Annotated in this window: 24 protein-coding genes and 1 tRNA gene; 14 read left to right on the top strand and 11 right to left on the bottom strand. The window is 31.5% G+C overall.

Annotated features, from left to right (window positions below):
• The 4 genes from RH98_RS16000 to RH98_RS03050 all read right to left on the bottom strand — a co-directional run.
• A partial coding sequence (locus tag RH98_RS16000; protein WP_010250390.1) for a DUF6327 family protein occupies nucleotides 1-235 on the bottom strand: 235 nt, incomplete at its 3' end.
• A gap of 9 nt (nucleotides 236-244) precedes the next feature.
• Nucleotides 245-595, bottom strand: coding sequence for a hypothetical protein (locus RH98_RS03040; protein ID WP_010250392.1), 351 nt, complete (start codon nucleotides 593-595; stop codon nucleotides 245-247).
• Nucleotides 596-612: 17 nt separating this feature from the next.
• Entirely contained in the window at nucleotides 613-954 is a 342-nt protein-coding gene (locus tag RH98_RS03045; protein ID WP_010250394.1) for a YtxH domain-containing protein, read from the bottom strand.
• A gap of 112 nt (nucleotides 955-1,066) precedes the next feature.
• Nucleotides 1,067-2,749 (bottom strand): glutamine--tRNA ligase/YqeY domain fusion protein, encoded by a 1,683-nt coding sequence (locus tag RH98_RS03050; protein WP_010250396.1) that lies wholly within the window; start codon nucleotides 2,747-2,749, stop codon nucleotides 1,067-1,069.
• A 126-nt stretch (nucleotides 2,750-2,875) separates the two neighbouring features.
• On the opposite strand from RH98_RS03050, the gene folB reads away from it, so the two are divergent.
• Nucleotides 2,876-3,232 (top strand): dihydroneopterin aldolase, encoded by a 357-nt coding sequence (gene folB, locus RH98_RS03055; RefSeq protein ID WP_010250398.1) that lies wholly within the window; start codon nucleotides 2,876-2,878, stop codon nucleotides 3,230-3,232.
• 87 nt (nucleotides 3,233-3,319) lie between these two features.
• Nucleotides 3,320-3,393: transfer RNA gene (locus RH98_RS03060), tRNA-Cys, on the top strand.
• A gap of 579 nt (nucleotides 3,394-3,972) precedes the next feature.
• Here the strand turns inward: RH98_RS03060 and RH98_RS03065 are convergent.
• The 3 genes from RH98_RS03065 to rnr form a co-directional block, all read right to left on the bottom strand.
• On the bottom strand, nucleotides 3,973-4,656 hold the full coding sequence (locus RH98_RS03065; RefSeq protein WP_010250400.1) for a LysE family translocator: 684 nt from the start codon (nucleotides 4,654-4,656) through the stop codon (nucleotides 3,973-3,975).
• Between the two features lie 90 nt (nucleotides 4,657-4,746).
• Entirely contained in the window at nucleotides 4,747-5,421 is a 675-nt protein-coding gene (locus tag RH98_RS03070) for a head GIN domain-containing protein (protein ID WP_010250402.1), read from the bottom strand.
• The gene (gene rnr / locus RH98_RS03075) at nucleotides 5,422-7,566 is read right to left on the bottom strand and encodes a ribonuclease R (protein WP_026038713.1); all 2,145 of its coding nucleotides are present in this window, start codon (nucleotides 7,564-7,566) and stop codon (nucleotides 5,422-5,424) included.
• Between the two features lie 360 nt (nucleotides 7,567-7,926).
• On the opposite strand from rnr, the gene RH98_RS03080 reads away from it, so the two are divergent.
• Nucleotides 7,927-9,540, top strand: coding sequence for an AMP-binding protein (locus tag RH98_RS03080; RefSeq protein ID WP_010250406.1), 1,614 nt, complete (start codon nucleotides 7,927-7,929; stop codon nucleotides 9,538-9,540).
• 48 nt (nucleotides 9,541-9,588) lie between these two features.
• Nucleotides 9,589-10,020, top strand: a complete 432-nt coding sequence (gene rpiB / locus RH98_RS03085; RefSeq protein ID WP_010250408.1) for a ribose 5-phosphate isomerase B — start codon at nucleotides 9,589-9,591, stop codon at nucleotides 10,018-10,020.
• A 91-nt stretch (nucleotides 10,021-10,111) separates the two neighbouring features.
• Here rpiB and RH98_RS03090 read toward each other — a convergent pair whose 3' ends face one another.
• A complete protein-coding gene (locus RH98_RS03090; RefSeq protein ID WP_010250410.1) occupies nucleotides 10,112-11,257 on the bottom strand; it encodes an NAD(P)H:quinone oxidoreductase in 1,146 nt (381 codons plus the stop codon).
• 95 nt (nucleotides 11,258-11,352) lie between these two features.
• Here RH98_RS03090 and RH98_RS03095 point away from each other — a divergent pair, with 95 nt between their 5' ends.
• Nucleotides 11,353-12,123, top strand: coding sequence for a helix-turn-helix domain-containing protein (locus RH98_RS03095; protein ID WP_237717501.1), 771 nt, complete (start codon nucleotides 11,353-11,355; stop codon nucleotides 12,121-12,123).
• Between the two features lie 30 nt (nucleotides 12,124-12,153).
• Here RH98_RS03095 and RH98_RS03100 read toward each other — a convergent pair whose 3' ends face one another.
• Together RH98_RS03100 and RH98_RS03105 are read right to left on the bottom strand one after the other, a co-directional pair.
• Nucleotides 12,154-12,747, bottom strand: coding sequence for a hypothetical protein (locus RH98_RS03100; RefSeq protein ID WP_010250414.1), 594 nt, complete (start codon nucleotides 12,745-12,747; stop codon nucleotides 12,154-12,156).
• A gap of 279 nt (nucleotides 12,748-13,026) precedes the next feature.
• Entirely contained in the window at nucleotides 13,027-13,290 is a 264-nt protein-coding gene (locus RH98_RS03105) for a DUF1294 domain-containing protein (RefSeq protein ID WP_010250416.1), read from the bottom strand.
• Between the two features lie 56 nt (nucleotides 13,291-13,346).
• On the opposite strand from RH98_RS03105, the gene RH98_RS03110 reads away from it, so the two are divergent.
• Complete coding sequence (locus tag RH98_RS03110; RefSeq protein ID WP_010250418.1) at nucleotides 13,347-15,470, top strand: Tex family protein; 2,124 nt, start codon at nucleotides 13,347-13,349, stop codon at nucleotides 15,468-15,470.
• 239 nt (nucleotides 15,471-15,709) lie between these two features.
• Here the strand turns inward: RH98_RS03110 and tatA are convergent, their stop codons facing one another.
• The gene (tatA, locus tag RH98_RS03115) at nucleotides 15,710-15,925 is read right to left on the bottom strand and encodes a twin-arginine translocase TatA/TatE family subunit (RefSeq protein WP_010250420.1); all 216 of its coding nucleotides are present in this window, start codon (nucleotides 15,923-15,925) and stop codon (nucleotides 15,710-15,712) included.
• Between the two features lie 560 nt (nucleotides 15,926-16,485).
• Between tatA and RH98_RS03120 the strand changes: the two genes are divergently transcribed.
• The 8 genes from RH98_RS03120 to RH98_RS03155 all read left to right on the top strand — a co-directional run bounded on the left by RH98_RS03120 (nucleotide 16,486) and on the right by RH98_RS03155 (nucleotide 25,391).
• Nucleotides 16,486-17,367, top strand: coding sequence for a murein hydrolase activator EnvC family protein (locus RH98_RS03120; protein ID WP_010250422.1), 882 nt, complete (start codon nucleotides 16,486-16,488; stop codon nucleotides 17,365-17,367).
• Between the two features lie 5 nt (nucleotides 17,368-17,372).
• Nucleotides 17,373-18,863, top strand: coding sequence for a GH3 auxin-responsive promoter family protein (locus tag RH98_RS03125; protein WP_010250424.1), 1,491 nt, complete (start codon nucleotides 17,373-17,375; stop codon nucleotides 18,861-18,863).
• 22 nt (nucleotides 18,864-18,885) lie between these two features.
• A complete protein-coding gene (locus RH98_RS03130) occupies nucleotides 18,886-20,568 on the top strand; it encodes a DUF6909 family protein (protein ID WP_010250426.1) in 1,683 nt (560 codons plus the stop codon).
• A gap of 7 nt (nucleotides 20,569-20,575) precedes the next feature.
• A complete protein-coding gene (locus RH98_RS03135; protein ID WP_010250429.1) occupies nucleotides 20,576-21,556 on the top strand; it encodes a hypothetical protein in 981 nt (326 codons plus the stop codon).
• Entirely contained in the window at nucleotides 21,556-22,104 is a 549-nt protein-coding gene (gene rfbC / locus RH98_RS03140) for a dTDP-4-dehydrorhamnose 3,5-epimerase (RefSeq protein WP_010250431.1), read from the top strand. The genes RH98_RS03135 and rfbC overlap by 1 nt, the downstream gene beginning before the upstream one ends.
• A complete protein-coding gene (gene rfbD / locus RH98_RS03145) occupies nucleotides 22,101-22,874 on the top strand; it encodes a dTDP-4-dehydrorhamnose reductase (RefSeq protein WP_010250433.1) in 774 nt (257 codons plus the stop codon). The genes rfbC and rfbD overlap by 4 nt, the downstream gene beginning before the upstream one ends.
• Nucleotides 22,875-22,887: 13 nt before the next feature.
• Nucleotides 22,888-24,012, top strand: a complete 1,125-nt coding sequence (wecB, locus tag RH98_RS03150; protein ID WP_010250435.1) for a non-hydrolyzing UDP-N-acetylglucosamine 2-epimerase — start codon at nucleotides 22,888-22,890, stop codon at nucleotides 24,010-24,012.
• A 71-nt stretch (nucleotides 24,013-24,083) separates the two neighbouring features.
• On the top strand, nucleotides 24,084-25,391 hold the full coding sequence (locus RH98_RS03155; RefSeq protein WP_010250436.1) for an O-antigen translocase: 1,308 nt from the start codon (nucleotides 24,084-24,086) through the stop codon (nucleotides 25,389-25,391).
• The last annotated feature ends 15 nt before the right edge of the window (nucleotides 25,392-25,406 follow it).

The raw sequence follows: 25,406 nt of genomic DNA on the forward strand, positions 1-25,406 counted from the left end.
CTATTAAAAAAAGTATTTCAACACGGCAGTTATAAAAAAATGCTTGTATCCTACCAGAACTAGTTACATAAGAAGTGACTGAACCTAAGGTATTCTTTATAATTCGTTCAGGAGCTAATTCTTCTTTAATATTGTCTATGGATCTAAAAACCTTTTGGTAATGAAAATCGCGCTTTACTTTTAAGATTTTGAGATCTTCATTTATTTGTTCAAAAGAGGAATAACTACTTCTCATTTTATTTAATTAATCATTAAAAATTATTTCTGATAGCTTTTTAATTAAAGGCTTTTCTACTAGAGATTTTCTAAACAAATAAGCTAAGAACGTTATTAGTAAATAAAATGCTCCTACAATTAGAAAACCTGCTGGCCTATTGGTTAAACACTCTCCTATTGCAAATGCTGCATACAAGGATAAAAATAATAGTGCCATCATCAAGAAAAGGCTCATAAAGATAAGTGTCATAAAGATACTTCCAGCTTTAGCGCTTACTTTGAAGCCCCAAAGACGGTAATAATCCAGACTTGAATTTATAAAATCCTCTGAATTCTCCTTTATTTCACCTAAATCATTTTTGATTTCCTCGAATGCCATTATACAATATTAATGGATTATTTTTTTACGTTTTCAGCTACTTGATTAGCTTGTTTTTTTAGTTCAGCTAATTTTTTCTCTAATGTAGAGATTACTTCATCTCTTTTTTTCCCTGTTGCAGAAACGAATTCATCAAAATCTTCTTCGAAATCTTGTTTTTTCTTATTAACTACACCACGTACTTGTTTTTTTAGTTCATCAATTTTATCTTCTAACTCATCCTTAGATTGATCAAAAGTTTTTTTGATTTTCTTTCTTGTTTTTTCTCCTTTTTCAGGTGCAAATAAAACACCTAAACCTGCTCCTACTACAGCTCCTGCTAATACAGCAACTAATGTACTTCCTATTCTGTCTGACATAACAATTGTTTTTTAAATTAGTCTTATAAAGTTATAGAAAAAAGGGCGTTTTAACTATACTTTAACAGTTAAAACGCCCTTTTGTATAATTTATTGATAGAATAATATTAATCTATTTCTGCTCTAATTTAGCCCATGTATCTCTAAGGCCTACTGTTTTATTAAAGATTAATTTATCTGCCGTACTATCTTTATCTACACAGAAATATCCTAAACGTTGGAACTGGAATTTATCTCCAATTTTTGACTCTTTTAAGCTTGGTTCTAGATAACCTTTTACCACCTCTAATGATTGTGGATTAATATGCTCTAAAAAGTCCACTTCTTTATTACCATCAGGATTTTCACTTGTAAATAGGCGATCGTAAATACGTACTTCAGCTTCAATAGCATGAGGAATAGAAACCCAATGAATAGTTCCTTTTACTTTTCTTTTACTTGCTTCTGTACCACTACCACTTTTACTTTCTGGATCGTAAGTAACGTGAATTTCTGTGATATTTCCGTTTTCGTCTTTAACTACACTTTCTCCCTTAATGATATAAGCATTTTTTAGACGTACTTCTTTTCCTAGAGTTAATCTAAAGAATTTGCTATTAGCTTCTTCTTTGAAATCTTCTCTCTCAATATAAAGTTCTTTAGAAAAAGGTACTTTTCTAAATGTCATTACTTCTTCTTCAGGGTTATTCTCTGCTTCTAACCACTCTTCTTGTCCTTCAGGATAATTTGTAATTACTAATTTGACAGGGTCTAAGACAGCCATTACACGAGGTGTTATCTTATTAAGATCTTCCCTTACACAAAACTCTAATAAAGAGACGTCAATTAAGTTATCTCTTTTAGCAATACCAATAGTATCAGCATAGTTTTTTATTGATGCAGGTGTATATCCTCTTCTGCGTAACCCTGAAATAGTCGGCATACGTGGGTCATCCCATCCAGTAACATATCCTTCATTTACTAGTTTAGCTAATTTTCTCTTACTTACGATAGTATGAGATAAATTACGACGCGCAAATTCACGTTGCATTGGACGAATCTTACCTTCTTCGCATACTTGATCCAAGAACCAATCATAAAGCTCTCTATGAGGTAAAAATTCAAGTGTACAGAATGAATGTGATATACTTTCTAAGTAATCACTTTCACCATGTGCCCAATCATACATAGGGTATATACACCATTTATCTTTTGTTCTATGGTGAGATTTTTTGATGATTCTATACATGATAGGATCACGCATTAGCATATTTTTATGTGCCATATCTATTTTAGCACGTAGAATATGTGTTCCTTCTTCAAATTCACCATTTTTCATTCTTTCGAATAAGTCCAGGTTTTCTTCTACAGATCGATCTCTATACGGGCTATTAACTCCTACTGTTGTAGGGGTACCTTTTTGCTGCGCCATTTCTTCCGAAGTTTGACTATCTACATAGGCTTTACCTTCTTTAATCAGTTGTACTGCCCAATCGTATAATTGTTGGAAATAATCTGAAGCGTAAACTTCATTTGCCCATTTATAACCTAGCCATTCTACATCATGCTTGATTGCGTCAACAAATTCCTGTTCTTCTTTTGAAGGGTTAGTATCATCAAAACGCAAATTAACTGGTGCATTGTATTTCTGTCCTAGTCCAAAATTTAAACAAATTGAACTCGCGTGACCTAAATGTAAATACCCATTTGGTTCTGGTGGAAAACGGAAATGAAGCTTTTCAGGAGACATTCCTTCTTTAAGACTGTCTTCAATGATTTGCTCAATAAAGTTTAATGATTTTTCTTTTGTTGACATGGATACAATTAATTATAATCACAAAGGTATCAAAAAACAAGCAAATTATTTATCTAATTCATTTTATTCCCCCCTACAGTCATAATTTATTGTAATTTTAGCCTATTAAAATTAACGTGGAATTAAATGGGAATTATTAGATTAAATAATATTAGAGTTTTTTCTTTTCATGGATGTATGGAAGAAGAAGCAAAAATTGGTTCGGATTATCGTGTAGATGTACAAGCAAAAGCTTCTTTTCGAAATGCTGCTGCTTCAGATGAATTAGTTGATGCTGTTGATTATGTACATTTAAATAGGATAGTTAGAGAAGAAATGGCAATTCGCTCAAAATTATTGGAGCATGTATGTCAACGTATTATTGATCGTGTACTTTTAGAAATAGAAATGGTAGACGAAATTAAAGTGGCTGTATCAAAAATTAATCCTCCAGTAGGTGGTGATGTGGAATCTGTTACTGTTGAAATGCAAGGACTTAGATAATAAGCAAAAAAAAACAATGATTTTTAATTGTAAAGTCTTTTGAACTTTGAAAATTATTGCTAAGTTTGCATTCCAATTCGGAACAATGGCTTCGTGTCCGAGTGGCTAGGAAGCGGTCTGCAAAACCGTCTACAGCGGTTCGAATCCGCTCGAAGCCTCCAAAGTCGATAAAGTTTATCTTTATCGACTTTTTTTGTGCTTTTAAAGATAGTTTTATGAACTTCAAATAACCAAAATAACGGGCTTAATATTAAATGCTATCACAACCAGCTTAACCAATGCAGAATAGTAAGATATTAGTTTTAGTAAAAATTTAATAGAAAGAATATAAGCGCATGATTGACTAAATGTGAACTCAGTTAAAGGATTTGTATATAAGTAGCTCTAATAGCCTAAAAACAACTCCATAAGCTATTGTTTTATCTATAAAGACTCCTCTACTTATTAGCCTTAGTTTGGAAATGTATGTGAAGGTATTGATCACTAAATTTGTGGAAACTATTTTTGTGAGTATTATTTTATTCTATTTATTTAAGAATATGATGTTTAAGAGCTTATGGTAGTTTATACTTTCCCTGGGAATTATGATAGAAGTAATTTATGTACAAAAAAAGTTTACTCTATATTATACACTTTTCTTAATGAGATTCATCAAGAATACAACTCTGCTAAAAATGACAAAGGCTTAGAGTAACATGTTATTCTAAGCCTTTGTGATTATATATTATATAACTAGTGTATTACTTACTATTTTGCATTTTTGGGATAGGTAAATTTATCTCGTTATTTTCATTTTTAGGTAAAAAGCCCTTCGTCATAATCACCAATCCAAATACGATTAAAACGATACTACTAATTTTCTTAACTCGCAGAATATTCTGAGCAGTTAGTTTTTTTCGCAATTGTTTAGCGAGTATTATTTTAATTACATCAGTTATGAAATAAGCTGTTATTGTAAACCCAAAAAAGGTAAACATACGATTGGTATCCATATCCATTCTAGGACCTAGTGTAATAATAATTGCTAACCAAAATCCTAAAACACCAACGTTAATAAAGTTTAATAAAAACCCTTTAGCTAATAGATTTAAGTAATCTCTACGCAAATTGGGTGGTGAAATCTGTAAGGTATCTACTTGTACTTTTTTTAGTCGAACAAGAGAAACGATACCGTAAGTAAGCATAATTATACCTCCAAATATAAATAATGCAGGATCATCTTTGATAGCATTAATAAGACGAAAACTACTAAAAAAAGCAATTGCAAAAAATAAGGCATCTGCTAAAATTACTCCAATATCGAAAGTAATAGCTGCTTTAAATCCTTTTGTAATACTTGTTTCAATAAGAATAAAAAAAACAGGACCTATCATAAAGCTTAGGAAAAAACCTAAAGAAATCCCTGTAATAAAATCGTCTAGCATTGTATTGAATTAAAAATGCCAATTTGAAAAAATTGGCATTTAGATATTTTGTGCAAGTTACAGATTTTTATTGCAATAGCATAAGAAATGCTAATTTACTTTCTTTATAGTACCGCCAGCCACTGTTTTTTCAATGACTTCTTCTGGATTTCCATAAATAGTAATATTACCTCCAGCTCTTGTTTTTGCTTCTACTAATTTAGTAGCATTTACACTTGCATTTCCTCCTGCATTAACTGTTACAGAAGTTTGATTAGTAACTAGTTCACTGTTTTTTACCTCAGCTCCAGAATTAGAAACAATATCTTGAACATTTGCCTTTCCAGTCACGCGAACTATTGATCCTGCGCCAGCTTTAATGTTTAATCTATCTACATCAACTATAATTTTTAGTGTTGATCCAGTTTTTGCATTGATATCTAATTTTGTAGCATTGATACTCTCTTTGCTAGAAACAGTCGCTCCCTCTCCTACATTAATTTCATCTAATTTGTTGTAATATAAGGTAGCTTTTACATCCTCTCCTTGGAAACTATTTGCAAAGTTCATCTTAATTTTTAATTGACCATTCTTATTGATAACGTTAACTTTATCAGATCCTTCTCCTTTTAATTCAATTTTATGTGAATCTGTAGAAGGGATTAAAGTTACTTGTATTTGATCATAAACGCTTAATTTATTAAATGTCCCAACATCTTTACTTCCTTGTGCAAAGGCAAAAGAAGTAGCTAAGAAAGTTATTATTAAAGCTAATTTATTCTTCATTTAACTCAATTTTTTTATATAATTATAGTCTAATTGTTTTTTAACTAAATCGGCATTTTTCACCGTTACAATTACTTCATCTCCCAATTGAAGAAGATTTTTCGTTGCTTGTCCTACTAATGCGTATTGCTTTTCGTCAAATACATAATAATCTTCTTTTATGTCTCTGATACGCACCATTCCTTCACATTTGTTCTCTAAGATTTCTACATAGATACCCCATTCAGTCACTCCTGAAATTACACCGACAAACTCTTTTCCTTTTTGGTCTTGCATATATTTTACTTGCATGTACTTGATACTATCGCGTTCCGCATTTACAGCAAGGTTTTCCATTGATGAACAGTGTGCCGCTTTTTTCTCATAAACAGATGCATCTACAGATTCTCCTTTGTCTAAGTAATGTTGTAATAGTCTATGTGCCATTACGTCTGGATAACGACGAATTGGAGAAGTAAAGTGAGAATAGTAGTCAAATGCTAAACCATAGTGACCGATATTGTTTGTAGAATAACTAGCTTTACTCATACATCTGATCGTTAATGTATCTACTAGGTTTTGCTCTTTCTTACCATTTACATCTTTTAATAATTTATTTAAAGATTTTGAGATACCTCCCTTAGTCTTTAAATTTATCTTATGTCCAAAACGTGCAATTACAGCTTGTAATCCAAGTAACTTTTCTTCATCTGGTTCATCGTGTACACGGTACACAAATGTTTTCTTTTGTTTTCCTATGAATTCAGATACTTTTCTATTTGCAAGAAGCATGAATTCTTCAATTAGATGATTTGCTTCTTTCGCTTCTTTAAAGAATACTCCAGTAGGAATATCGTTTTCATCTAAGTTAAACTTCACTTCTATTTTATCAAATGAAATTGCTCCATCTCCCATGCGTTTAGCACGTAGTATTTTTGCTAGATCATTTAATTTTAAAACTGCTTCAGTAACTTCTGGCGAAATTTCTTGCACTTCTCCAGTTAGAGAGATTTCTTTAGGAATAGTGCTCTCTTTGGTTTCGATAATGTGTTGCGCTTCTTCATAAGCCATACGCTGATCAGAGTGCGTTACTGTTCTACCGAACCATTTATTTACAATTTCAGCTTTGTCATTTAATTCAAATAATGCTGAAAACGTGAATTTGTCTTCGTTTGGACGAAGAGAACAAGCAAAATTAGACAATACTTCAGGTAGCATAGGAATCGTTCTATCTACTAAGTAAATAGATGTTGCACGATTATATGCCTCCTCATCTAATTTTGTTCCTTCTTGAACATAGTGAGATACGTCTGCAATGTGAATACCTATTTCGTAATTTCCATTTTCTAATTTTCTGAATGATAAAGCATCATCAAAATCTTTAGCATCTTTAGGGTCAATAGTAAAAGTAAGAACATCTCTCATATCTTTTCTTTTACTTACCTCTTCATCATTAATAGAAGTATCTAATTTATTTGCAAAGTCTTCTACTTCTTTTGGAAAATCATAAGGAAGACCATATTCAGCCAATATCGCGTGAATTTCTGTATTGTGTTCACCTTGTTTACCTAAAACTTTTACAACTTTTCCAAAAGGGCTATCTGCTTTGTCTAGCCAGTCTTCTATTTCTACTACCACTACATCTCCATCACGTGCCTCTCCTACTTTATCCTTTGGAATAAAGATATCTGTGTACATTTTAGGATCTGCAGTTGCAACGAACGCAAAGTTCTTTTGAATTTCAATAACACCCACAAACTGTGTTTTGTATCTTTCGATAATCTCCACAACTTCAGCTTCTGGTTTTTTACCTTTACGTTTATTATAGATATAAACTTTTACAGTATCTCCATCTAGTGCTTTATGCAAGTTATTTGTAGGAATAAATACATCTTCTTCTAGATCTGGGCTTACGAAATAAGCTGTTTTTCTAGTAGTCATATCAATTGTTCCTTCAACATAATTTGAAGCAGGAACAAAGCGGAACTTACCAGGTTCAACTTCTTCTATTTTATCATTTGATTTTAAAAAATTCAGTTCTTTTATAATCTCATTTCTCCCTTGAGTATCATTTACTTCTAGGGCTGCTGCAATCTGTTTATAGTTTAATGACTTGTTAGCGTTTTTTGAAAGGATTTTCAGAATTTTCCCTGAAAAATCATAAATTTTCTTTTTTTATGTTTAATTTTTTTTGCCATTATAAGTAATGCTTTTGACTTTATTATATAATTAGGTGTTATGCAATTTATGTTTAAATGTACGAATAAATGAGTATTTTATCCTAAGTATTTTAAAATTTAATCTTCTAATAACTTATTTGTCGCCTTTTTAAAACTTTATTTATATTGAATTGTTGTGTTAAAAGTATGAAATTTTAATAAAATTATTTATTCATATTTTTTAATATCACAAAGTGTTTTTTATAATAACTTACCATTACTAGCTTATTATACTACAAAGTATCACTAAAATCACCTTGGTATTATATTTTTTGTATTTTAGACAAACCAACCAAAAAAACAACTTATGAATAATATTTCTTATGTACACGGGGTGTCTATGACACCGCTGTTAGGAGAAACTATTGGACAAAATTTAAAGCGCATATCAGAAAAGTTTCCTAATAATGATGCTTTAATAAGCGTACACCAAGATTATAGGGCAACGTATAATGAGTTTTATGACCAGACTACATTAGTTGCCAAGAGTTTGCTTACCCATGGAATTCAAAAGGGTGATCGCGTAGGAATCTGGGCACCTAATTGTTATGAATGGGTATTAATGCAATATGCTACTGCTAGGATTGGAGTTATTTTAGTGAATATAAATCCTGCTTACCGCGCTCATGAATTAGAATTTGCCATTAATCAATCTGAGATTTCCCTGATCGTTTCTGCTAGCAGTCATAAAAAAAGTGATTATAGAAAAATGATTTCTATGGTTTTTGAGGACTGTCCTTCTTTAAAGGAAGTTATATTTTTAGGGGAAGAGTGGGATGCTTTTATGGGAGATGGAAAAGAAATGTCTGATGAAGTTTTAGCTATTATTGAAGATTCTGTGCAGTTTAGCGAAGCTGTCAATATTCAGTATACTTCTGGAACTACAGGGTTTCCTAAAGGGGTAACTTTAACCCATCACAATATTCTTAATAACGGCTATTTTATAGGAAAACGTTTAAAATATAGCGAAAAGGATAGAGTGTGTATTCCCGTTCCATTCTACCATTGTTTTGGAATGGTAATCGGTAATTTATGCTGTACTTCACATGGTGCAACGATAGTAATTCCAAACGATGGATTTGATGCAGAAAAAACGCTTCAAACAGTTCAAGATGAAAAGTGTACTTCACTATATGGTGTGCCTACCATGTTTATTGCTGAATTACAACTTCCTAATTTTACTGATTTTGATCTGAGTTCGTTGCGCACGGGAGTAATGGCTGGATCTCTTTGTCCAGAAAGTATTATGCGCAAGGTGAAATCTGAAATGCATATGGAAGAAGTTAGCATCTGTTATGGGATGACTGAAACTTCGCCAGTATCTACACAAACCCATATAGGCATTGATATCGTAAAACAAACTACTACTGTGGGAACGGTACAAGATCACTTAGAAATTAAAATTATTGATCCAGAAACAGGAAGAATATTACCTCGTGGCGAAGCTGGTGAGTTGTGTACTCGTGGATATTCTGTAATGCTAAAATATTGGAATAATAGAACCTTAACAGGTGAAGTACTAGATGAGAATAGATGGATGCATTCAGGGGATTTAGCTACAATGGATGAGGAAGGGTATATTTCAATAACAGGGCGTATTAAAGATTTAATCATTAGAGGAGGAGAGAATATTTCACCAAAATGGATAGAAGACTTTTTATACACTCATCCTAGTGTAGCTGATGTTCAGGTAATAGGTGTTCCTAGTGAAAAATATGGAGAAGAAATCATGGCATGGCTTATTTTAAAAGAGGGAGCTACAGTTACGGAAGATGAATTGCGTACATATTGTGATCAAAAGATTGCTCATTTCCGTATTCCTAAATATTGGAAGTTTGTAAAAGAGTTTCCAATGACTATTTCTGGTAAAGTTCGAAAAGTAGAAATGCGTCAGATTGCTATTGAAGAATTAGGCTTGTAATTTAGAAAAGCTTTACCTTTGTAAGGTATAATTGAACACAACTAAAATATGAAAATAGCTATTGGAAATGATCATGCAGGTCCAGAATATAAGAAAGCAATTGTAAAGTTTCTGGAGGAGAAAGGTTACGAAGTAATAAACTATGGCACTGATAGTTTTGACTCTGTAGACTACCCTGATTTTGCACATAAAGTTGCATTTGATGTAGAAGATAACAAAGTTGATTTTGGAATCGTAATTTGTGGTAGTGGTAACGGTATCGCTATGACAGCTAACAAACATCAAGGTGTTCGATGTGCATTGTGTTGGACGAAAGAAATAGCTGAATTAGCAAGACAACACAATGATGCTAATGTAATCAGCATTCCAGCTCGTTATACTTCTATTGAGCAAGCTGTTGCAATGGTTGATACCTTTTTAAACACTAATTTCGAAGGAGGAAGACATCAAAATAGAGTAAATAAGATTGCTTGTTCGTAATTTTATTTAACCGGTTAAATAAACAAGTTGAGGTTGCTTTTAGCAACCTCAACTTGTTTATAGACATATTTATAAATGGAAGAATAATTGTTTACTCTATTTCAAATATAGCTTGTATTTCTACTGCAGAGTTTACTGGAATTGAAGTTGCACCTAAAGTGCCTCTTGCATGTTTTCCTTTTTCTCCGAATATTTCAACAGATAGATCAGAGGCGATATTCATTAAGTTGGCATGTTGTGTGTAATCCTCTGTTGTATTAAATATACCTGTTAGCTGAACTGTCTTTTTTACCCTATTTAAATCCCCATTAACTGCTAATTTAAGCACAGCGATTACATTAAGCATTGTCTGTTCTGTAGCTTTTTTAGCTTCTTCCTCAGTTACATCTACCCCTACTTTACCAGGATATAGTATTTTCCCATTTTTTAATGCTACTTGATTGATGAATACTAAATTGCCAGAGCGTGAATACGGTGTATAATTGCCTACAGGATTTGGGGCTACTGGTAGTACAATATTTTTATTTTTAAGAACTGTTTCTATATCTATTTCCTTATTCTTAGTGATAGTAATGTCTTTTTTAATGAAAGTTCCTTTTAGAGCAGTAGCTATTTTTGCAAAGTTTTGTCCTTGCGAATAAGCTATAAGTAATTCGCTATCACTAGGTCTTAAGACACTTTTATTGGAAGCTAAACTACTTGCTCCTAAAACACTATTTCCTTGTGGAATCGAGTTGTCTATTAAGTCTGTGGAACGGATACCGTTGGGAACTAAGATCATTCCATGCACAGCAAGACTATTCCAAAAAGATTGTAAGGCTAACTCCTTTCCTGCTCCACTTCCTGCCGACATAAATACAGCTGAAGGCATTCCTTCTAAACTGTGCTCGGTCCATAAATCTATTGTTTTAGCCAAAAAAGCACTCATAGGAGTACTTATATTTCCAAAATAAACTGGAGAACCCCATATAATCCCATCATAAGTAGGTAGCTCCTCTGGAGTAGCAATTTCAATATCTTTAAGCAATGCATTATCTGATGGTTGAACTAATTTTATTGTTGCTTGGGCAGTAGCGTTACTTTCTATACCTTTTGCTATTTCTTGAGCCATTTTGTAAGTTCCACCTTGATCAGAATGGATTAATACGAGTATATGTGTTAAATTGTCTTTAGCCATAATATTTGTAGATATTAGAAGTATTATAATCCCTAATAGAAATTTAGATATGTGATTCATATTGTTGATTTTGTTATATCTACAAATATATCCTTGTCGTTTATATTATATTTGTCAAAAAATAGATGCGTAACGCCAATTTTAAATGTGGGTTAATGGAGAAGTTTGATGGAGTATTTGAAGATACAAATATTGTACAAGCTTATGTTTGGTATGAAGACAATTTTGTACATGACGAGTATCAGCACAGTCACAAACGCTATCAGCTAACCTATGTGGAACAAGGTTATCAATATATCCAAGTAGGCAATAGTAAATATCTCGTACCACAGCATTATGTAGCTTGGATACCATCAGATCAATTGCATGCAACTACAACTACTTCTAAGCATATTCATCTAAAGGTATTGTTGTATAAGGAAGTGCCATTAGACGATTTTTACAATACATTTCATGTATTTCCGGCTCCTGCTATATTAAAAGAGATGCTTCATTATGCATCAAAATGGAACCAAATCATTGAAAATGAAACGGAAAAAGAACAGTTTTTACAAACTATTCTTATCTGTTTAAAAAACTTTTGCAATGAGAATCAAGCTTTACAAATTCCAATCCCGAAAGATAAAAGGCTAACAAACCTTGCCTTGTATATCAATGATAATTTAGCTTCTCCACTTCATTTAGATGATTTAGCCAATTTATCAACTATGTCAATTCGCAATCTTCAACGGTTGTTTAAACAAGAAACAGGATTAACCTTACAGAAATATTTACAATTAGTTCGTATACTGAAAAGTATAGAACTATTAGATACAAATGAATATACGCTAAGTGAGATTGCTTATCTAATTGGATACAAGAGTCTAGCGGCTTTCAGAACGTCTTATTTTACCATTATGAAAGTTTACCCAAAACATAAGAAGTAGCTGATTACGCTTATGACGATCCTCACATTCTTATTCATAACAAGCTAAGAATTCTTCGATTAATTGTGGAGGGTTAGCTTTTTTTGTCCATTCAAGCGGCAGGTCGTAGTATTCTAACTCATGGATAATAATTGGCAGCTCCTTCCCTATTTTTTCTTTTATTAAATCGGACTTCTGGATTTCTTTTGCTATCCTTATTATAATTTCCATAAAAGAAGATTGTATTTTATCGTCTTTCATAGATATTTCATTGTAAGCAGTATTATCGCCTTTATCTTTTAGTTTTTCCGCTTTACTTTGCTCATTTAAAGTATAGAAATAGCCTTCTTCTTTAAGATATTGGCGTAATACCTTATCTTCCCCACCTAGCATAGTTATTTCATCTTGTAACCAAAAAGCAAAATTCCATTTAGCTTCCTGTTCGCTACTTGCATTATCTTTTTCCTCTTCTATTTGACTATAGGTATTATAACTAATAGAAATAATTGGACATCTAGGATCATCATCTACATTAGACTTCCAAAAGGAGATAGCATAAATGTCTTTTACATTTTGTTTGCTCATTTTAGCAATAGCTTTTTCTACTTTTTTGAAATAATGAGTATAAAGTGATGCTTTTTCCATGGAGAAATAATTATAAGTGTAAGAGAGAGATAAAAATACTAAAGTTATCTAAGTTATGAATGGCCAATAAGCTCTAAGTTTTGATTTCCAAAGCAAATATCTAGACATATGTAGTTAAGGCATTATTATAAATAGAGAATAGATATGCACAAGATTTTTTATATTAATAATCGAAGAGTAAATGTATATATTCGAGTAATTTCTATATAGTTTCTACAATGTTTATATCTCCAAACGATGAGATATAAGAAGTTTTTTGAAACTTACTTCTACCCTATTCTATCTTTTGAATAATGCAAAAAGTAGGACTACTTGAATAATTAGAATAAGATAAAATTTAAGTTTAAAAGAGTCCTTCGAAGATTTGTGTCTAAGTTTCTTCATGGCTATCCATCCGCCTAAGCTTCCACCCATAAAGCAAAGCGTTAAAAGATTCTTTTCTGAGATTCTCTTTTTTTGTTTAATAGCTTGTTCTTTATCAAAGGCAAACATGCTAAATGCAATATAGTTGATGACTAGTAAGTAAAAGAATAAAAATTTCATATGATTTCTTTATTGCGTCAAAGGTAGTATTTTAGCTATTCTTAAAATAATAAATTATGACGTTGATAGAGTTTATTCAACAAGCTGTTACTGCTTCAACTAAGAGTATCGAAAATACGTTATCGTTGTTAAATGAAGCGTGTACTATCCCTTTTATTGCTCGTTATCGAAAGGATAGAACGGGAAATTTAGATGAGGTAGCAATTGAAAAGATAGCAAAATATAAAGAATTATACGATAATATAGTTAAGCGTAAGGAATCTATTATTTCATCAATCGAGGAGCAAGATAAATTGACTCCTGAATTAAGAGCTAAGATTGAGCAAAGTTTTGATTTATTAGAAATAGAAGATCTTTATTTACCCTATAAGAAAACTAGAAAGACAAAAGCTGATACTGCGCGCGAACAAGGTTTAGAACCTTTAGCTAAGATTATTATGGCTCAAAATGCCACTGATATTGAAGGTATTGCTGCTAAATATATAAGCGATAGCGTAGATAACGAGGAAAAAGCAATACAAGGCGCAAGCGATATTATTGCTGAGTGGATTAATGAAAATATGTATATCCGAAGAACTCTGAGAAATAGATTTCAGCGCAATAGTACCATTAAAACAAAAGTCGTTAAGGCAAAGGCAGAAGAAGAGCACGCTCAGAAATTTACTCAATATTTTGACTGGGAAGAACCTTTATATAAAATTCCTGCACATCGTTTATTAGCTATTCTACGCGCTGAAAAAGAAGGTTATATAAAATTCAATGTTGGGATAGATAAGGAACAAGCGCTTACATTTATAGAAGATGCCATTATTAAGGGAAAAGGTGAATGCAAAACAATATTAGAAAAAGCAATTGCAGATAGCTACAAACGTTTACTAGAGCCAGCTCTATCAAATGAGGCATTACAAGAGGCAAAAGAAAAAGCGGATATTAATTCAGTTGGCGTTTTTGCAGATAATTTATCACAGCTATTATTGTCTGCTCCGCTAGGGCAGAAAAGGATATTAGCAATAGACCCTGGATATAAGACTGGGTGCAAAGTAGTTTGTCTTGACGAACAAGGTGATTTATTGTATAATGAGACAATTTATCCTCATCCACCACAGAAAGATAGTGCGATGGCAATGAAAAAGATACGCTCTATGGTAAATTCTTATAAGGTGGAAGCCATTGCTATCGGAAATGGAACTGCTTCTAGAGAGACGGAGTTTTTTATTAAGAAAATTGCTTTTGATAAGCCAGTACAAGTTTTTGTGGTTAGTGAAGCTGGAGCATCTGTCTATTCAGCTTCTAAGATAGCAAGAGAGGAATTTGCTAATTATGATGTAACGGTGCGCGGTGCAGTATCGATTGGGCGTAGACTTTCAGATCCCTTAGCTGAATTAGTAAAGATTGATCCTAAATCGATAGGTGTTGGTCAATATCAACATGACGTAGATCAGACACTTTTAAAGAAAGAACTTGATCATGTGGTGATGAAATGCGTTAATAGTGTAGGAGTAAATCTTAATACTGCAAGTAAATCTTTGTTGAGTTACGTATCAGGAATAGGAGAGAAAATGGCTGAGAATATTGTACAGTACAGAAGTGAGAATGGAGCTTTTGAGAGTAGAAATGACTTAAAGAAGGTTCCAAGGTTGGGAGATAAAGCTTTTCAGCAGGCAGCAGCCTTTGTTCGCATTAAAGATGCTGAAAATCCTTTAGACGATTCTGCTGTACATCCGGAAGCTTATAGTATAGTGCAAAAGATGGCAAAGGACTTAAAGATTCCATTAAAAGAACTTATATCTAATAAAGAAGCGATAAGTAAGATCAATATTAAAAACTATATAACAGGTGAAATCGGAGAGTTAGCCTTACAAGACGTGCTTAAAGAATTAGAAAAGCCAGGTTTAGACCCACGAAGAGTAGCTAAAGTTTTTGAATTTGACCCTAGTGTTAAGCAAATAACTGATTTAAAAATAGGGCAAGTATTACCTGGTATAGTCAATAATATTACCAATTTTGGATGCTTTGTCGATATAGGTATTAAGGAAAGTGGTCTAGTACATATTTCTCAATTAAAAGAGGGGTTTGTATCAGATGTAAATGAAGTAGTTAAATTACATCAACATGTACAGGTGAAAGTTACTGATATCGATATTGACAAAAAAAGAATACAATTATCAATGATTTTATAATATAGAAACACTATTCTGGCATAATACTTGTATTATACAAGATACATTATTACAATAGGTAATAGTGGATATTGTGAGTTAAGTAGTGTTTTTATTATGTTTTATAAGTGAAGTGTCTATTCAATTTTTTGGATAGGCACTTTTTTTGTTATTACAATGATTTATAGGGATATATAGATATAAAAAAAGGAGTAGTACTTACATAAGTACTACTCCTTTTTAATATAAAAAACAGAAATTTATTCTGGTTTAGATTCGTCTTTAGTTGTTTCTTTTTTAGAAACTTGTTGCGCGTTCTCTTCTTTAGTTGCGTCTTTGAACTCTTTAATTCCTGTACCTAATCCTTTCATTAATTCTGGAATTTTTTTACCTCCAAATAATAAAAGAATAATAGCAATGATAATAATCAATTGCCAAGGACCTACCATTCCTAAAAATATATGTAATGCGTTCATATTATTCTGTTTGAAACATTTTAATGCCACAAATATAGTAAGAAAATTGGAAATGAATTATTTATAGCAAATTTTATTTATTTTTTAAGATAGTTAACTCATTGTCCTTTTCAAATTATAAATTTTCAAACGGCTAATACTTGTAGTGAGAAGATTGATGTGAAATTATAATCTACGCGCTTTTGTTTTGCCTAGAAATAGTTGCTTTTTGGCATATCAGAGTTGAGTGATGCCGCTATGATACCCCAATGATACCCCAATGATGCCGCTAAAACCAATTGATATAGCGGCATCATTGGGGTATCATCTTATGATCATTGTAGCATCATTCACTCTCTATATACGATAGATGATTTTTTTTACTGTTAAGATTATATATCTAATAGAGCGGAGTATTGATCGTTTTGCTAATCAATGGACGTAGTATAAACCCTTTTTCTCTACGAGATTTTTGAAAAAAAGAAATGCGACAAATAATAGGGTTAAAAAGGTAATAAAAACTTAAAAAGAAATACAATCGCTTCTATTATTGTTATATTTGTGTATTAAAAGAGTAACTTATGTCGAATAAAGGGATCAGACCTAAAAGATGGAAGAGTAAACTTTTAAATAAGTATAGAATTGTAATAGTTAATGATAAGACATTTGAAGATGTAAGATCTTTCAAATTGAATCTTTTGAATGTATTAGGAGGAACTAGTACGCTTATCTTTCTTTTAATTTTATCGACAGTTTTATTGTTAGTATTAACACCTGTAAAAGAGTACATCCCTGGATATTCGTCAGCAGATTTAAAGCAAAAAGCAATAGAACTTACCTTAAAGGTTGACTCTTTAGAGGCAAATGCTGAACAAAATAGAATTTATATTAATTCTGTAAAAAAAATATTGTTAGGTGAAGTGGCAGCAACACATGAAAATGTGGATTCACTGAGTTTGGCAGAAATTCCTATAAATCAGATTAAGCACAAAGAACCTAGCGAAAAGGATTTAGAACTTAGAGAAGTCGTTAGACTTGAGGATAAGTATAATCTGTTTCCAGAATCTACTCCTAAAGTTAGTCAAATCTTGTTTTCACCTATTAATGGAGAGATAGTAAAGAAATTTGATCCTAGTAATTATCACTTTGGATTAGACTTTGCGGCTGCAAAAAGTACTCCAGTTAAGGCTATTTCTAAGGGAATTGTTCTTTTTGTTGATTGGACGATTAGGGATGGGTACACAATAATATTATTGCACGAAGAAGGAATTGTATCGGTGTATAAACATTTAACTTCGTTGACAAAATCAGAATATGATACCATTAAATCTGGTGAAGTAATAGGTGTTTACGACGGTGAAATTAATACAGGATTAACCTCTAAGAATACAAAGTATTTCCATTTCGAATTATGGAAAGATACTTATCCATTAGATGCATCCATTTTCATAGATCTTGAATAAAAATTATGTCATTAAAATCATTTGCGGCAAAAGTATTTGCCTCTATTATAGCTAAAAAAACGCAGAAATGGGTAGATAATCCTGTAGAAGCACAACAAAAAGTATTTACTAGTTTAATAGCAGAAGCTAGTAATACTGTATTTGGAAAAGATCATCATTTTCAGGAGATAAAATCTCATGAAGACTTCATAAAATATGTGCCTATTAAAGATTATGAAGGGTTACGCCCCTACATTGATCGAATGGTAAATGGTGAAGCAGATGTATTGTGGAAAGGGAGACCATTATACTTGGCAAAAACGTCTGGTACAACGTCTGGTGCAAAGTACATTCCTCTGACAAAAGAATCTATGCCTTATCATATTTCGGCTGCTCGAAATGCTATATTAGCTTATATTCATGAGACTGGTAAAGCTGATTTTGTAGATGGTAAAATGATTTTTTTACAAGGAAGCCCAATATTAGAAGAAAAGAATGGGTTAAAGCTAGGACGACTATCGGGTATTGTTGCTCATTTTGTTCCTGCTTATCTTCAAAAGAATAGGTTACCAAGTTTAGAAACGAATTGCATTGAAGATTGGGAAACTAAGGTAGATGCTGTCGTAGAAGAGACAGTGAATGAAGACATGACTGTTATTTCTGGTATTCCAAGTTGGGTACAAATGTATTTTGAGAAATTACAAGCTAGGGAAAATAAGCCTGTAGGCGAGATCTTTAAAAACTTTAATTTGTTTATCTACGGTGGAGTAAATTTTGAACCCTACCGAGCTAAATTTGAACAATTAATAGGAAGAAGGGTCCCTTCAATAGAATTGTTTCCAGCTTCAGAAGGTTTCTTCGCTTATCAAGATTCACAAAAGGAAAAAGGATTATTACTTTTATTAGATGCGGGAATTTTTTACGAGTTTATAAAGGTTGAAGATTTCTTTAATGATAATCCTAAAAGATATACGATAGGTGAAGTAGAGTTGGGTGTAAACTATGTATTAATTATTTCAACAAATGCTGGTTTATGGGGATATAATATAGGAGATACAGTCCAATTTGTAAGTCTTAAACCTTATAGAATCGTAGTGTCAGGAAGAATAAAACACTTTATTTCTGCATTTGGTGAACATGTGATAGGAAAAGAAGTAGAGACTGCTTTAGAAGAAGCAATGAAAGGCACGAACATTCAAGTTAATGAATTTACTGTAGCCCCACAGATTACACCAGAAAGTGGTTTGCCGTATCATGAATGGTTTATAGAATTCAGTAGTAAACCAGATGATATTGAAAGTTTTGCTCTTAAGGTAGATCAAGCGTTAAGAAAGCAAAATGTCTATTACGATGATTTAATAGTAGGAAAAGTTCTTCGTACTTTAGTAATACGAGAGGTAAAAGAAGGTGGGTTTAACGAGTATATGAAAAGTATAGGTAAACTCGGAGGACAAAATAAGTTACCAAGATTAAGCAATGATAGAAACATTGCAGATAAATTAATAATTAACAAGTAAATATTGACGTAAAAGGAAATTTATGAAAGAGATAAAAAATATATCAAGAACGAGAGCACAGGTATCGTCAGCAGCAGTAGAACGAATGTATATTACAATGAGACATTTGTTCAATAGAGGTTTTTATAAACCAATGGGGGTTTCGGGAGATACTTTAAGAGAGGCTTTGTTGGAGTTACGTCCAGAAATTTACGGAACAATAGCAGAAGAAAAAGTAGAATTAAATGGATTGCTATACGTTATTGAGCGTTTGCCAATCGGAATAGAGGAGTGTAGATATATCAATCTTACTTCTGATGAAGGTTATTCTTTTTCTCATTTTAAAGCGATTGTTCCTCCAAAAAGAAGAAGAAATTGTTACCGTATAGATGAAGAGCAAATGAATATCGAGATTACTAGAGGTAGATCTGATATTTATGACGTTTTAACGCATTTGACTTTTATTTTTATAGAATCGCATAAGATCAAAAACCGCGTGGTTCTAGATGAAGAAGGAAAAGTAACAAGAGATTGGAAGAAAATTGCAGCAGCGGCAGTTAAGAAAGAGTTTTTAGAATTAGAAGAGAAAGAGATTATAATGTCTCATCTATCTAATGTGTTAGGACGTAGTTTTGCTGAGGTGTTAGATATCTATGAGAAGTTTGCTATTCCAGAGAACCCTGATAGATTCTTAGATGTTATCTATTGGTTAGGTAAACTTGCGATAGAGGAAGATATCGATAATAATAAACGTACAATTACTTTTAGTCCTTTATTAAGAGAGCGTTTAGGTCATCATATCTATGGTGAAATTTGGTCTGATCGCATTAAAAAAGTTTTAGAAAGCAAAGGGCTTTTAGAACGTCCAATTCATATTATCAGTGCTAATATGCACAGTGTTATGAATTCTATTTTTGCTCCTTATGTTGCAAAATCACATCTTTCGACAACAAATGAGTTAGAGATTTACGAAGAATTGAGTAAACCTGAGAATAAGGAATTACGCGATTTAGTAAAAGAAAAAGCTGAAAGAGAGGGAATGATTTTCTTAGAAGATGAGTCAGGTACTAATATCGATGTTCAAATTTTTGACACTGCTAAGATTAATTTTAAGCAAACTAATTTCTCAAAAGCAAAAATTGAGGGCGAGTTTCCTGTTATCATTGTGATGGACTATGCTTTCGGTGAGCAAGCGTACGAAACAATTGATGAGCTATTAAAGCCTTATAAGAAATCAACTTTATTAATGAATGTTGAGTCTGTTTCTGTAATGGGAAAAGCTGGTATTCTTGTTGGTGGAAAAGGGGATATCATGATACCGTTTGCTCATATTAATGAGGGTACTGGTGATAACTATCCTTTTGACAATGAGTTGACAGTAGAGATGTTTAAAAATGATGATATTCCTGTATTTGGTGGTACGATGGTAACGGTTTTAGGAACATCTCTTCAAAATAAAGATTTATTAAAGTTCTTCCATGATTCTACATGGGGGGTAATAGGTCTAGAAATGGAAGGTGCACATTACCAAAAAGCAATTCAATCGGCTTCTAAGATTAGAAAAAGTATCAATCCTGACGTAAAGGTTAGATATGCTTATTACGCATCTGATAACCCTTTAGAAACGGGAAGTACGTTAGCTTCTGGAGGATTAGGTACTACTGGTGTAAAACCAACGTATTTAATTACAATAAAAATTCTAGAGCAAATCTTTAATTCAAAGTAATGAGATTATGGGAAAATTAGATCAGAAGGATTCACAAGAATTTGATGAGATAAACCTACAATATTTAAAAGAATCTACAGTGTCTTTTTTTGATACTGTAGGTTTTTATTTTTATAAAGTAATCTCTTTTATAATTAAGAAGTGGTTGATCTTTTTAATTGCGATTATTTTAGGTATTGGTTTTGGGTATTATAAAAGCACTTTGAATAGTCAATATATTTCTAAACTAAGTAAAAATGGAGGGTATAATGAAATTACTATTTTGTTAGCTCCTAAATTCGGAAGTATTGATTATTTGAATCAATTAGTTCAAAATGGATTTAATGATTTCAGTACCAGTGAAGGATTAGTCCATGCAGAGCTTAAAGGTGTAGATGATATTTACAGCTACCTAGAAGAGGGTTCGACAAGACAAAAAACATTATCAATCATTGCTTCTAAAGTTGATAGCTACACTGAATTAATAGAGAACTATTCGACATCTAAAGGTTATCAATATCAAGAGTTAGTTCTTCTTGCTAAGGGGGATTTTGATTGTAATAAGTTTATCGAAGAGTTACAGAATTATTTTAATAATCAAGACTACTTTAAGAAAAGGAGAGAAATTGGTATTTCTAGCTTAGCATTAAAAGAAGAAGAGTTACGTAAAGACTTAGTTTACCTAAATAATTATTTGAGTAAGTTGGATAATACTGTAAATACAACTTCTCATAAAGGTGAGAATGCTAAAAATAGCATTAATGAAGTATTCTCTATGAAAAGAAAAACACTTCGTTCGCTTGAAAAAGTTGAAGTAGAGAAATTAGAAAGTAATCAAGTTATCTATGTAGTTAATACATTTTTAAAAGATAGTAATTCAGAATTAAAAAAAGAAGTAATCAGCACATCTCCAGCAAAACAAATGGTTAAATACGCTATTGTTTTTTCTTTTATTTTGCTAGTTATCTTTGGTATTAAAAATGTATTTAGCAGATATAAAGGAATGTAATGGAAATACAACCAACACTAATAAAAGATTGTTTTGTAATTAAGCCAAAAATATTTGGTGATGATAGGGGATATTTTTTTGAAAGTTTTAATGAGAAGCAATTTGAAGAACTCATGGGAATGAAGATTAACTTTGTTCAAGATAATCAATCATTGTCAAAAAAAGGAGTTCTGCGAGGACTTCACTTTCAAAAAGGAATATACCAACAAGCCAAATTAGTCCGTGTTATTAAAGGTAAGATAGAAGATGTAGTAGTTGATTTAAGAAAGAATTCACCTACTTATGGTAAATTTTTTAAAGAAGTGATTTCGGAAGAAAATCATAAGCAAATATTTATCCCAAGGGGATGTGCACATGGTTTTTTGGTGTTAAGTGAAGAGGCTATTTTTAACTATAAATGCGATAATTATTATCATCCTGAGGCAGAGGGCGGAATTATTTATAATGATGAGAAATTAGGAATAGATTGGTCATTAGAAGGGAATGATATAATAATATCAGAAAAGGACAAGCTGTTGCCAAGTTTTAATAAAGTAAACCCATTATGAGAAAAGAAATTCTTGTTACTGGTTCAAACGGTCAAGTAGGAGAGGCTTTAAAATCAATTTCTAGGAGTTACCCTGAAATTGATTTTGTTTTTTTAGATTCGTCGGAGTTAGATATTACTAATGTTGAACAGTGTGATCGTGTTTTTGACAAATTTCGCCCTGATTATTGTATTAATTTAGCTGCTTATACAGCAGTCGACAAAGCAGAAGAGGAAAGTGAATTAGCTTTTGCTATTAATGCAGATGGGGTGAAAAACCTTGCTTTAGTTTGTAAAAAATATGATGTAGTAATGATACAGATTTCTACAGATTTTGTATTTGACGGAAAAAAGAATACTCCATATACTGTATTAGATCTTCCTAATCCAATTAATGTTTATGGCAAATCTAAATTAAGAGGGGAACAATATATTAAAGAATTATTAGTTCACTATTATATAGTTCGCACTTCCTGGGTATATTCAGATTTTGGAAATAACTTTAAGAAAACGATGTTATATCTTGCAGAAACCAGAGAGGAGATAAATGTAGTTAACGATCAAATAGGATGTCCAACTCATGCAGTCGATTTATGTACATTTTTATTGCATTTAGTGCAAGATAATTGTAAGTATGGTCTTTACCATTATAGTGGAGAGAAAGTTTATTCCTGGTATCGATTTGCATTATCGATTTTTGATGAAGAGGGGATTAATATTAAAGTTAACCCTATTAGTACAGAGGAATATCCTACAAAGGCGGAAAGGCCAAAATATAGTGTATTGAGATAAAGAGTGAGATAGAATGGAAAAAAAGAAAATATTATTTGCTTTTGGAACTCGACCAGAGGCAATCAAAATGGCTCCATTAATCAAGGAGTTTAAAAAGTTTAATGATCTTTATAATATAAAAGTTTGTACAACGGGACAACATAAAGAAATGCTAGATCAGGTTCTTGATTTCTTTTCCATAGAACCAGATTACGATTTAGCAATAATGCAACCTAAGCAAACTTTGACATCCATTACTTCTAAAATATTACTTGAATTTCAAAATGTTTTGGATGATTTTAAACCTGATTTTGTATTTGTACATGGAGATACAACAACTTCTATGGCTGCAGGGTTGGCAACTTTTTACTCAGATGTAAAACTATGTCATGTTGAAGCAGGCTTGAGAACTTTCGATAAAAAGCATCCTTTCCCAGAAGAAATTAATAGAAGAATTACGGGGGTTTTAGCTGATTTTCATTTTGCACCAACAGAACAATCTAAAACAAACTTACTAAAAGAAAAAGTCAGTGATGAAACTATTTTGGTGACAGGAAATACAGTTATTGATGCTTTATTGTATGGATTGGAGCTACTTGAACACTATGAATCAGATGATTTAGAATCTCTTAAAAAAGTAGTTGGGAACGATTCTGAAATTGTTTTGGTAACTGGGCATAGAAGAGAAAATCACGGCGAAGGATTTATAAATATATGTGAAGCTTTAAAAAGAATAGCAATTAATAATCCAGATAAAAAAGTTGTGTATCCAGTACATTTAAATCCAAATGTATTAGAACCAGTGACTAAGATGTTATCTAGCGTTAATAATATACATTTGATAAAGCCTTTATCGTATCCCTTATTTATTTGGTTAATGAATAGATCAAAAATTATCTTAACTGACAGTGGTGGTATCCAAGAAGAGGCTCCTAGTTTAGGTAAACCAGTATTAGTAATGCGTAACACTACTGAAAGACCAGAAGCCATAGAGTCAGGTACTGTAAAACTTGTAGGAACAGACCAGGATTTAATATATTATGAAACAAATAAGCTGTTAAATGATTCAAATTATTATGCTCAATTTTCAAATAAAAATAATCCTTATGGAAATGGAAGAGCATCTAAGTGTATAGTTGATTTTATTAATCAATTGTAAAATGATTTCATCTTTAACAGATAAAAAATAGCATTTTAGTAGCCTAAATATTTATATGATAAAAATTTAAATTGAAAAAAGTATTTAAAAAATTAAAAGAGAATAGCTTTTTAAAAGCAAGTTTTTTTTCTGGTCTAGCTGCTATTTCAAAGATTATTTCTGCTATTGTTATAGCTAAAGTAGTCGCAATATTATTAGGTCCAGAAGGATTAGCGTTAATAGGTCAATTAAGCAATTTTGTATTACTTGCTGTCACGTTATCAGGTGTAATAGTTAGCCAAGGAATCGTAAAGTATGTAGCGGAATATAGTGGAGTTAATGATAAAGAAAGCCTTGATAAACTAATAGGCACGGGCTTAAAAATTGCTTTATATAGTAGCTTTATTTTTGGATTTTTAATTATTTTAGGGTCTGTTTTCTTATCAAAAAAGATATTATTTGATAGTAATTATTATTATGTTTTTGCTCTATTGGGAATAACCCTTTCTCTTTCAGGGGTAAATGCAATCTATACTTCAGTTTTAAATGGTTTCAAAGAGTTTAAAAAGTTTAATATAATTACTATTCTGAGCAATTTGTTTGGACTTTTAATCACCATCGTTTTAATTTATTTAGCTAATTTAAAAGGTGTATTGATTAGTCTAGTGTTAAATCAAACGATATTATTTTTAGTTACATATTTTTTTATAAGAAAAGAAAAGTGGTTTAGTTTTTATTCCTACTTAAAGATACCACTTGAAAGACGTTTTCTAGTAGATTTATCTAAGTATGCAATTCTAGCATTATTTTCTACAATATTAGTTCCTATTGTTACGATTTTAATTAGAGGTACGATAATAAAGCATGGAGGATTAGAAGACGCAGGTTACTATGAATTTGTATTGAGAGTATCTAATGTTTTAATTATGTTTTTTTCTATAATAATTTCAACATATTATATTCCTATTATTTCAGAGATTAGAACTGTACATCAATTAAAAAGAGAAGTATTAAATACTTATAAGCTTGTAATTCCAATCTCAATTTTAGCTGTTGGAGTAATTTATTTGCTACGTAATTTTATTATTATTTTATTAGCATCTAAAGACTTTTTGGTTGTTTCACCATATTTTGGTTGGCAATCTTTAGCGGATTTATTTAAAATATTATCTCAAGTTTTAAGTTTTATTTTAATAGCAAAGGCATATATTAGATTAGCTATTATAATAGAGGTACTTTTTAATTCTATTAATCTAATATTGTGTTATTTTTTAATACCTTATTATGGCTATACAGTCGTGTTTAAAGTTAGTTTTCTTATGTACGTTTTATATTTTATAATTAATATAATTATTTATAAGACAGTTATATTGAAAAGGCTTTCAAAAGTCGATGTTTAAAAAATATAAAAAATA

It is taken from the genome of Myroides injenensis M09-0166, from assembly GCF_000246945.1.
Classification (GTDB): Bacteria; Bacteroidota; Bacteroidia; order Flavobacteriales; family Flavobacteriaceae; genus Flavobacterium; species Flavobacterium injenense.

Coding starts and splice junctions, on each gene's coding strand:
- RH98_RS03040 (WP_010250392.1), bottom strand. CDS start 595: ATGGCATTCGAGGAAATCAAAAATGATTTAGGTGAAATAAAGGAGAAT.
- RH98_RS03045 (WP_010250394.1), bottom strand. CDS start 954: ATGTCAGACAGAATAGGAAGTACATTAGTTGCTGTATTAGCAGGAGCT.
- RH98_RS03050 (WP_010250396.1), bottom strand. CDS start 2,749: ATGTCAACAAAAGAAAAATCATTAAACTTTATTGAGCAAATCATTGAA.
- folB (WP_010250398.1), top strand. CDS start 2,876: ATGGGAATTATTAGATTAAATAATATTAGAGTTTTTTCTTTTCATGGA.
- RH98_RS03065 (WP_010250400.1), bottom strand. CDS start 4,656: ATGCTAGACGATTTTATTACAGGGATTTCTTTAGGTTTTTTCCTAAGC.
- RH98_RS03070 (WP_010250402.1), bottom strand. CDS start 5,421: ATGAAGAATAAATTAGCTTTAATAATAACTTTCTTAGCTACTTCTTTT.
- RH98_RS03080 (WP_010250406.1), top strand. CDS start 7,927: ATGAATAATATTTCTTATGTACACGGGGTGTCTATGACACCGCTGTTA.
- rpiB (WP_010250408.1), top strand. CDS start 9,589: ATGAAAATAGCTATTGGAAATGATCATGCAGGTCCAGAATATAAGAAA.
- RH98_RS03090 (WP_010250410.1), bottom strand. CDS start 11,257: ATGAATCACATATCTAAATTTCTATTAGGGATTATAATACTTCTAATA.
- RH98_RS03095 (WP_237717501.1), top strand. CDS start 11,353: ATGGAGAAGTTTGATGGAGTATTTGAAGATACAAATATTGTACAAGCT.
- RH98_RS03100 (WP_010250414.1), bottom strand. CDS start 12,747: ATGGAAAAAGCATCACTTTATACTCATTATTTCAAAAAAGTAGAAAAA.
- RH98_RS03105 (WP_010250416.1), bottom strand. CDS start 13,290: ATGAAATTTTTATTCTTTTACTTACTAGTCATCAACTATATTGCATTT.
- RH98_RS03110 (WP_010250418.1), top strand. CDS start 13,347: ATGACGTTGATAGAGTTTATTCAACAAGCTGTTACTGCTTCAACTAAG.
- tatA (WP_010250420.1), bottom strand. CDS start 15,925: ATGAACGCATTACATATATTTTTAGGAATGGTAGGTCCTTGGCAATTG.
- RH98_RS03120 (WP_010250422.1), top strand. CDS start 16,486: ATGTCGAATAAAGGGATCAGACCTAAAAGATGGAAGAGTAAACTTTTA.
- RH98_RS03125 (WP_010250424.1), top strand. CDS start 17,373: ATGTCATTAAAATCATTTGCGGCAAAAGTATTTGCCTCTATTATAGCT.
- RH98_RS03130 (WP_010250426.1), top strand. CDS start 18,886: ATGAAAGAGATAAAAAATATATCAAGAACGAGAGCACAGGTATCGTCA.
- RH98_RS03135 (WP_010250429.1), top strand. CDS start 20,576: ATGGGAAAATTAGATCAGAAGGATTCACAAGAATTTGATGAGATAAAC.
- rfbC (WP_010250431.1), top strand. CDS start 21,556: ATGGAAATACAACCAACACTAATAAAAGATTGTTTTGTAATTAAGCCA.
- rfbD (WP_010250433.1), top strand. CDS start 22,101: ATGAGAAAAGAAATTCTTGTTACTGGTTCAAACGGTCAAGTAGGAGAG.
- wecB (WP_010250435.1), top strand. CDS start 22,888: ATGGAAAAAAAGAAAATATTATTTGCTTTTGGAACTCGACCAGAGGCA.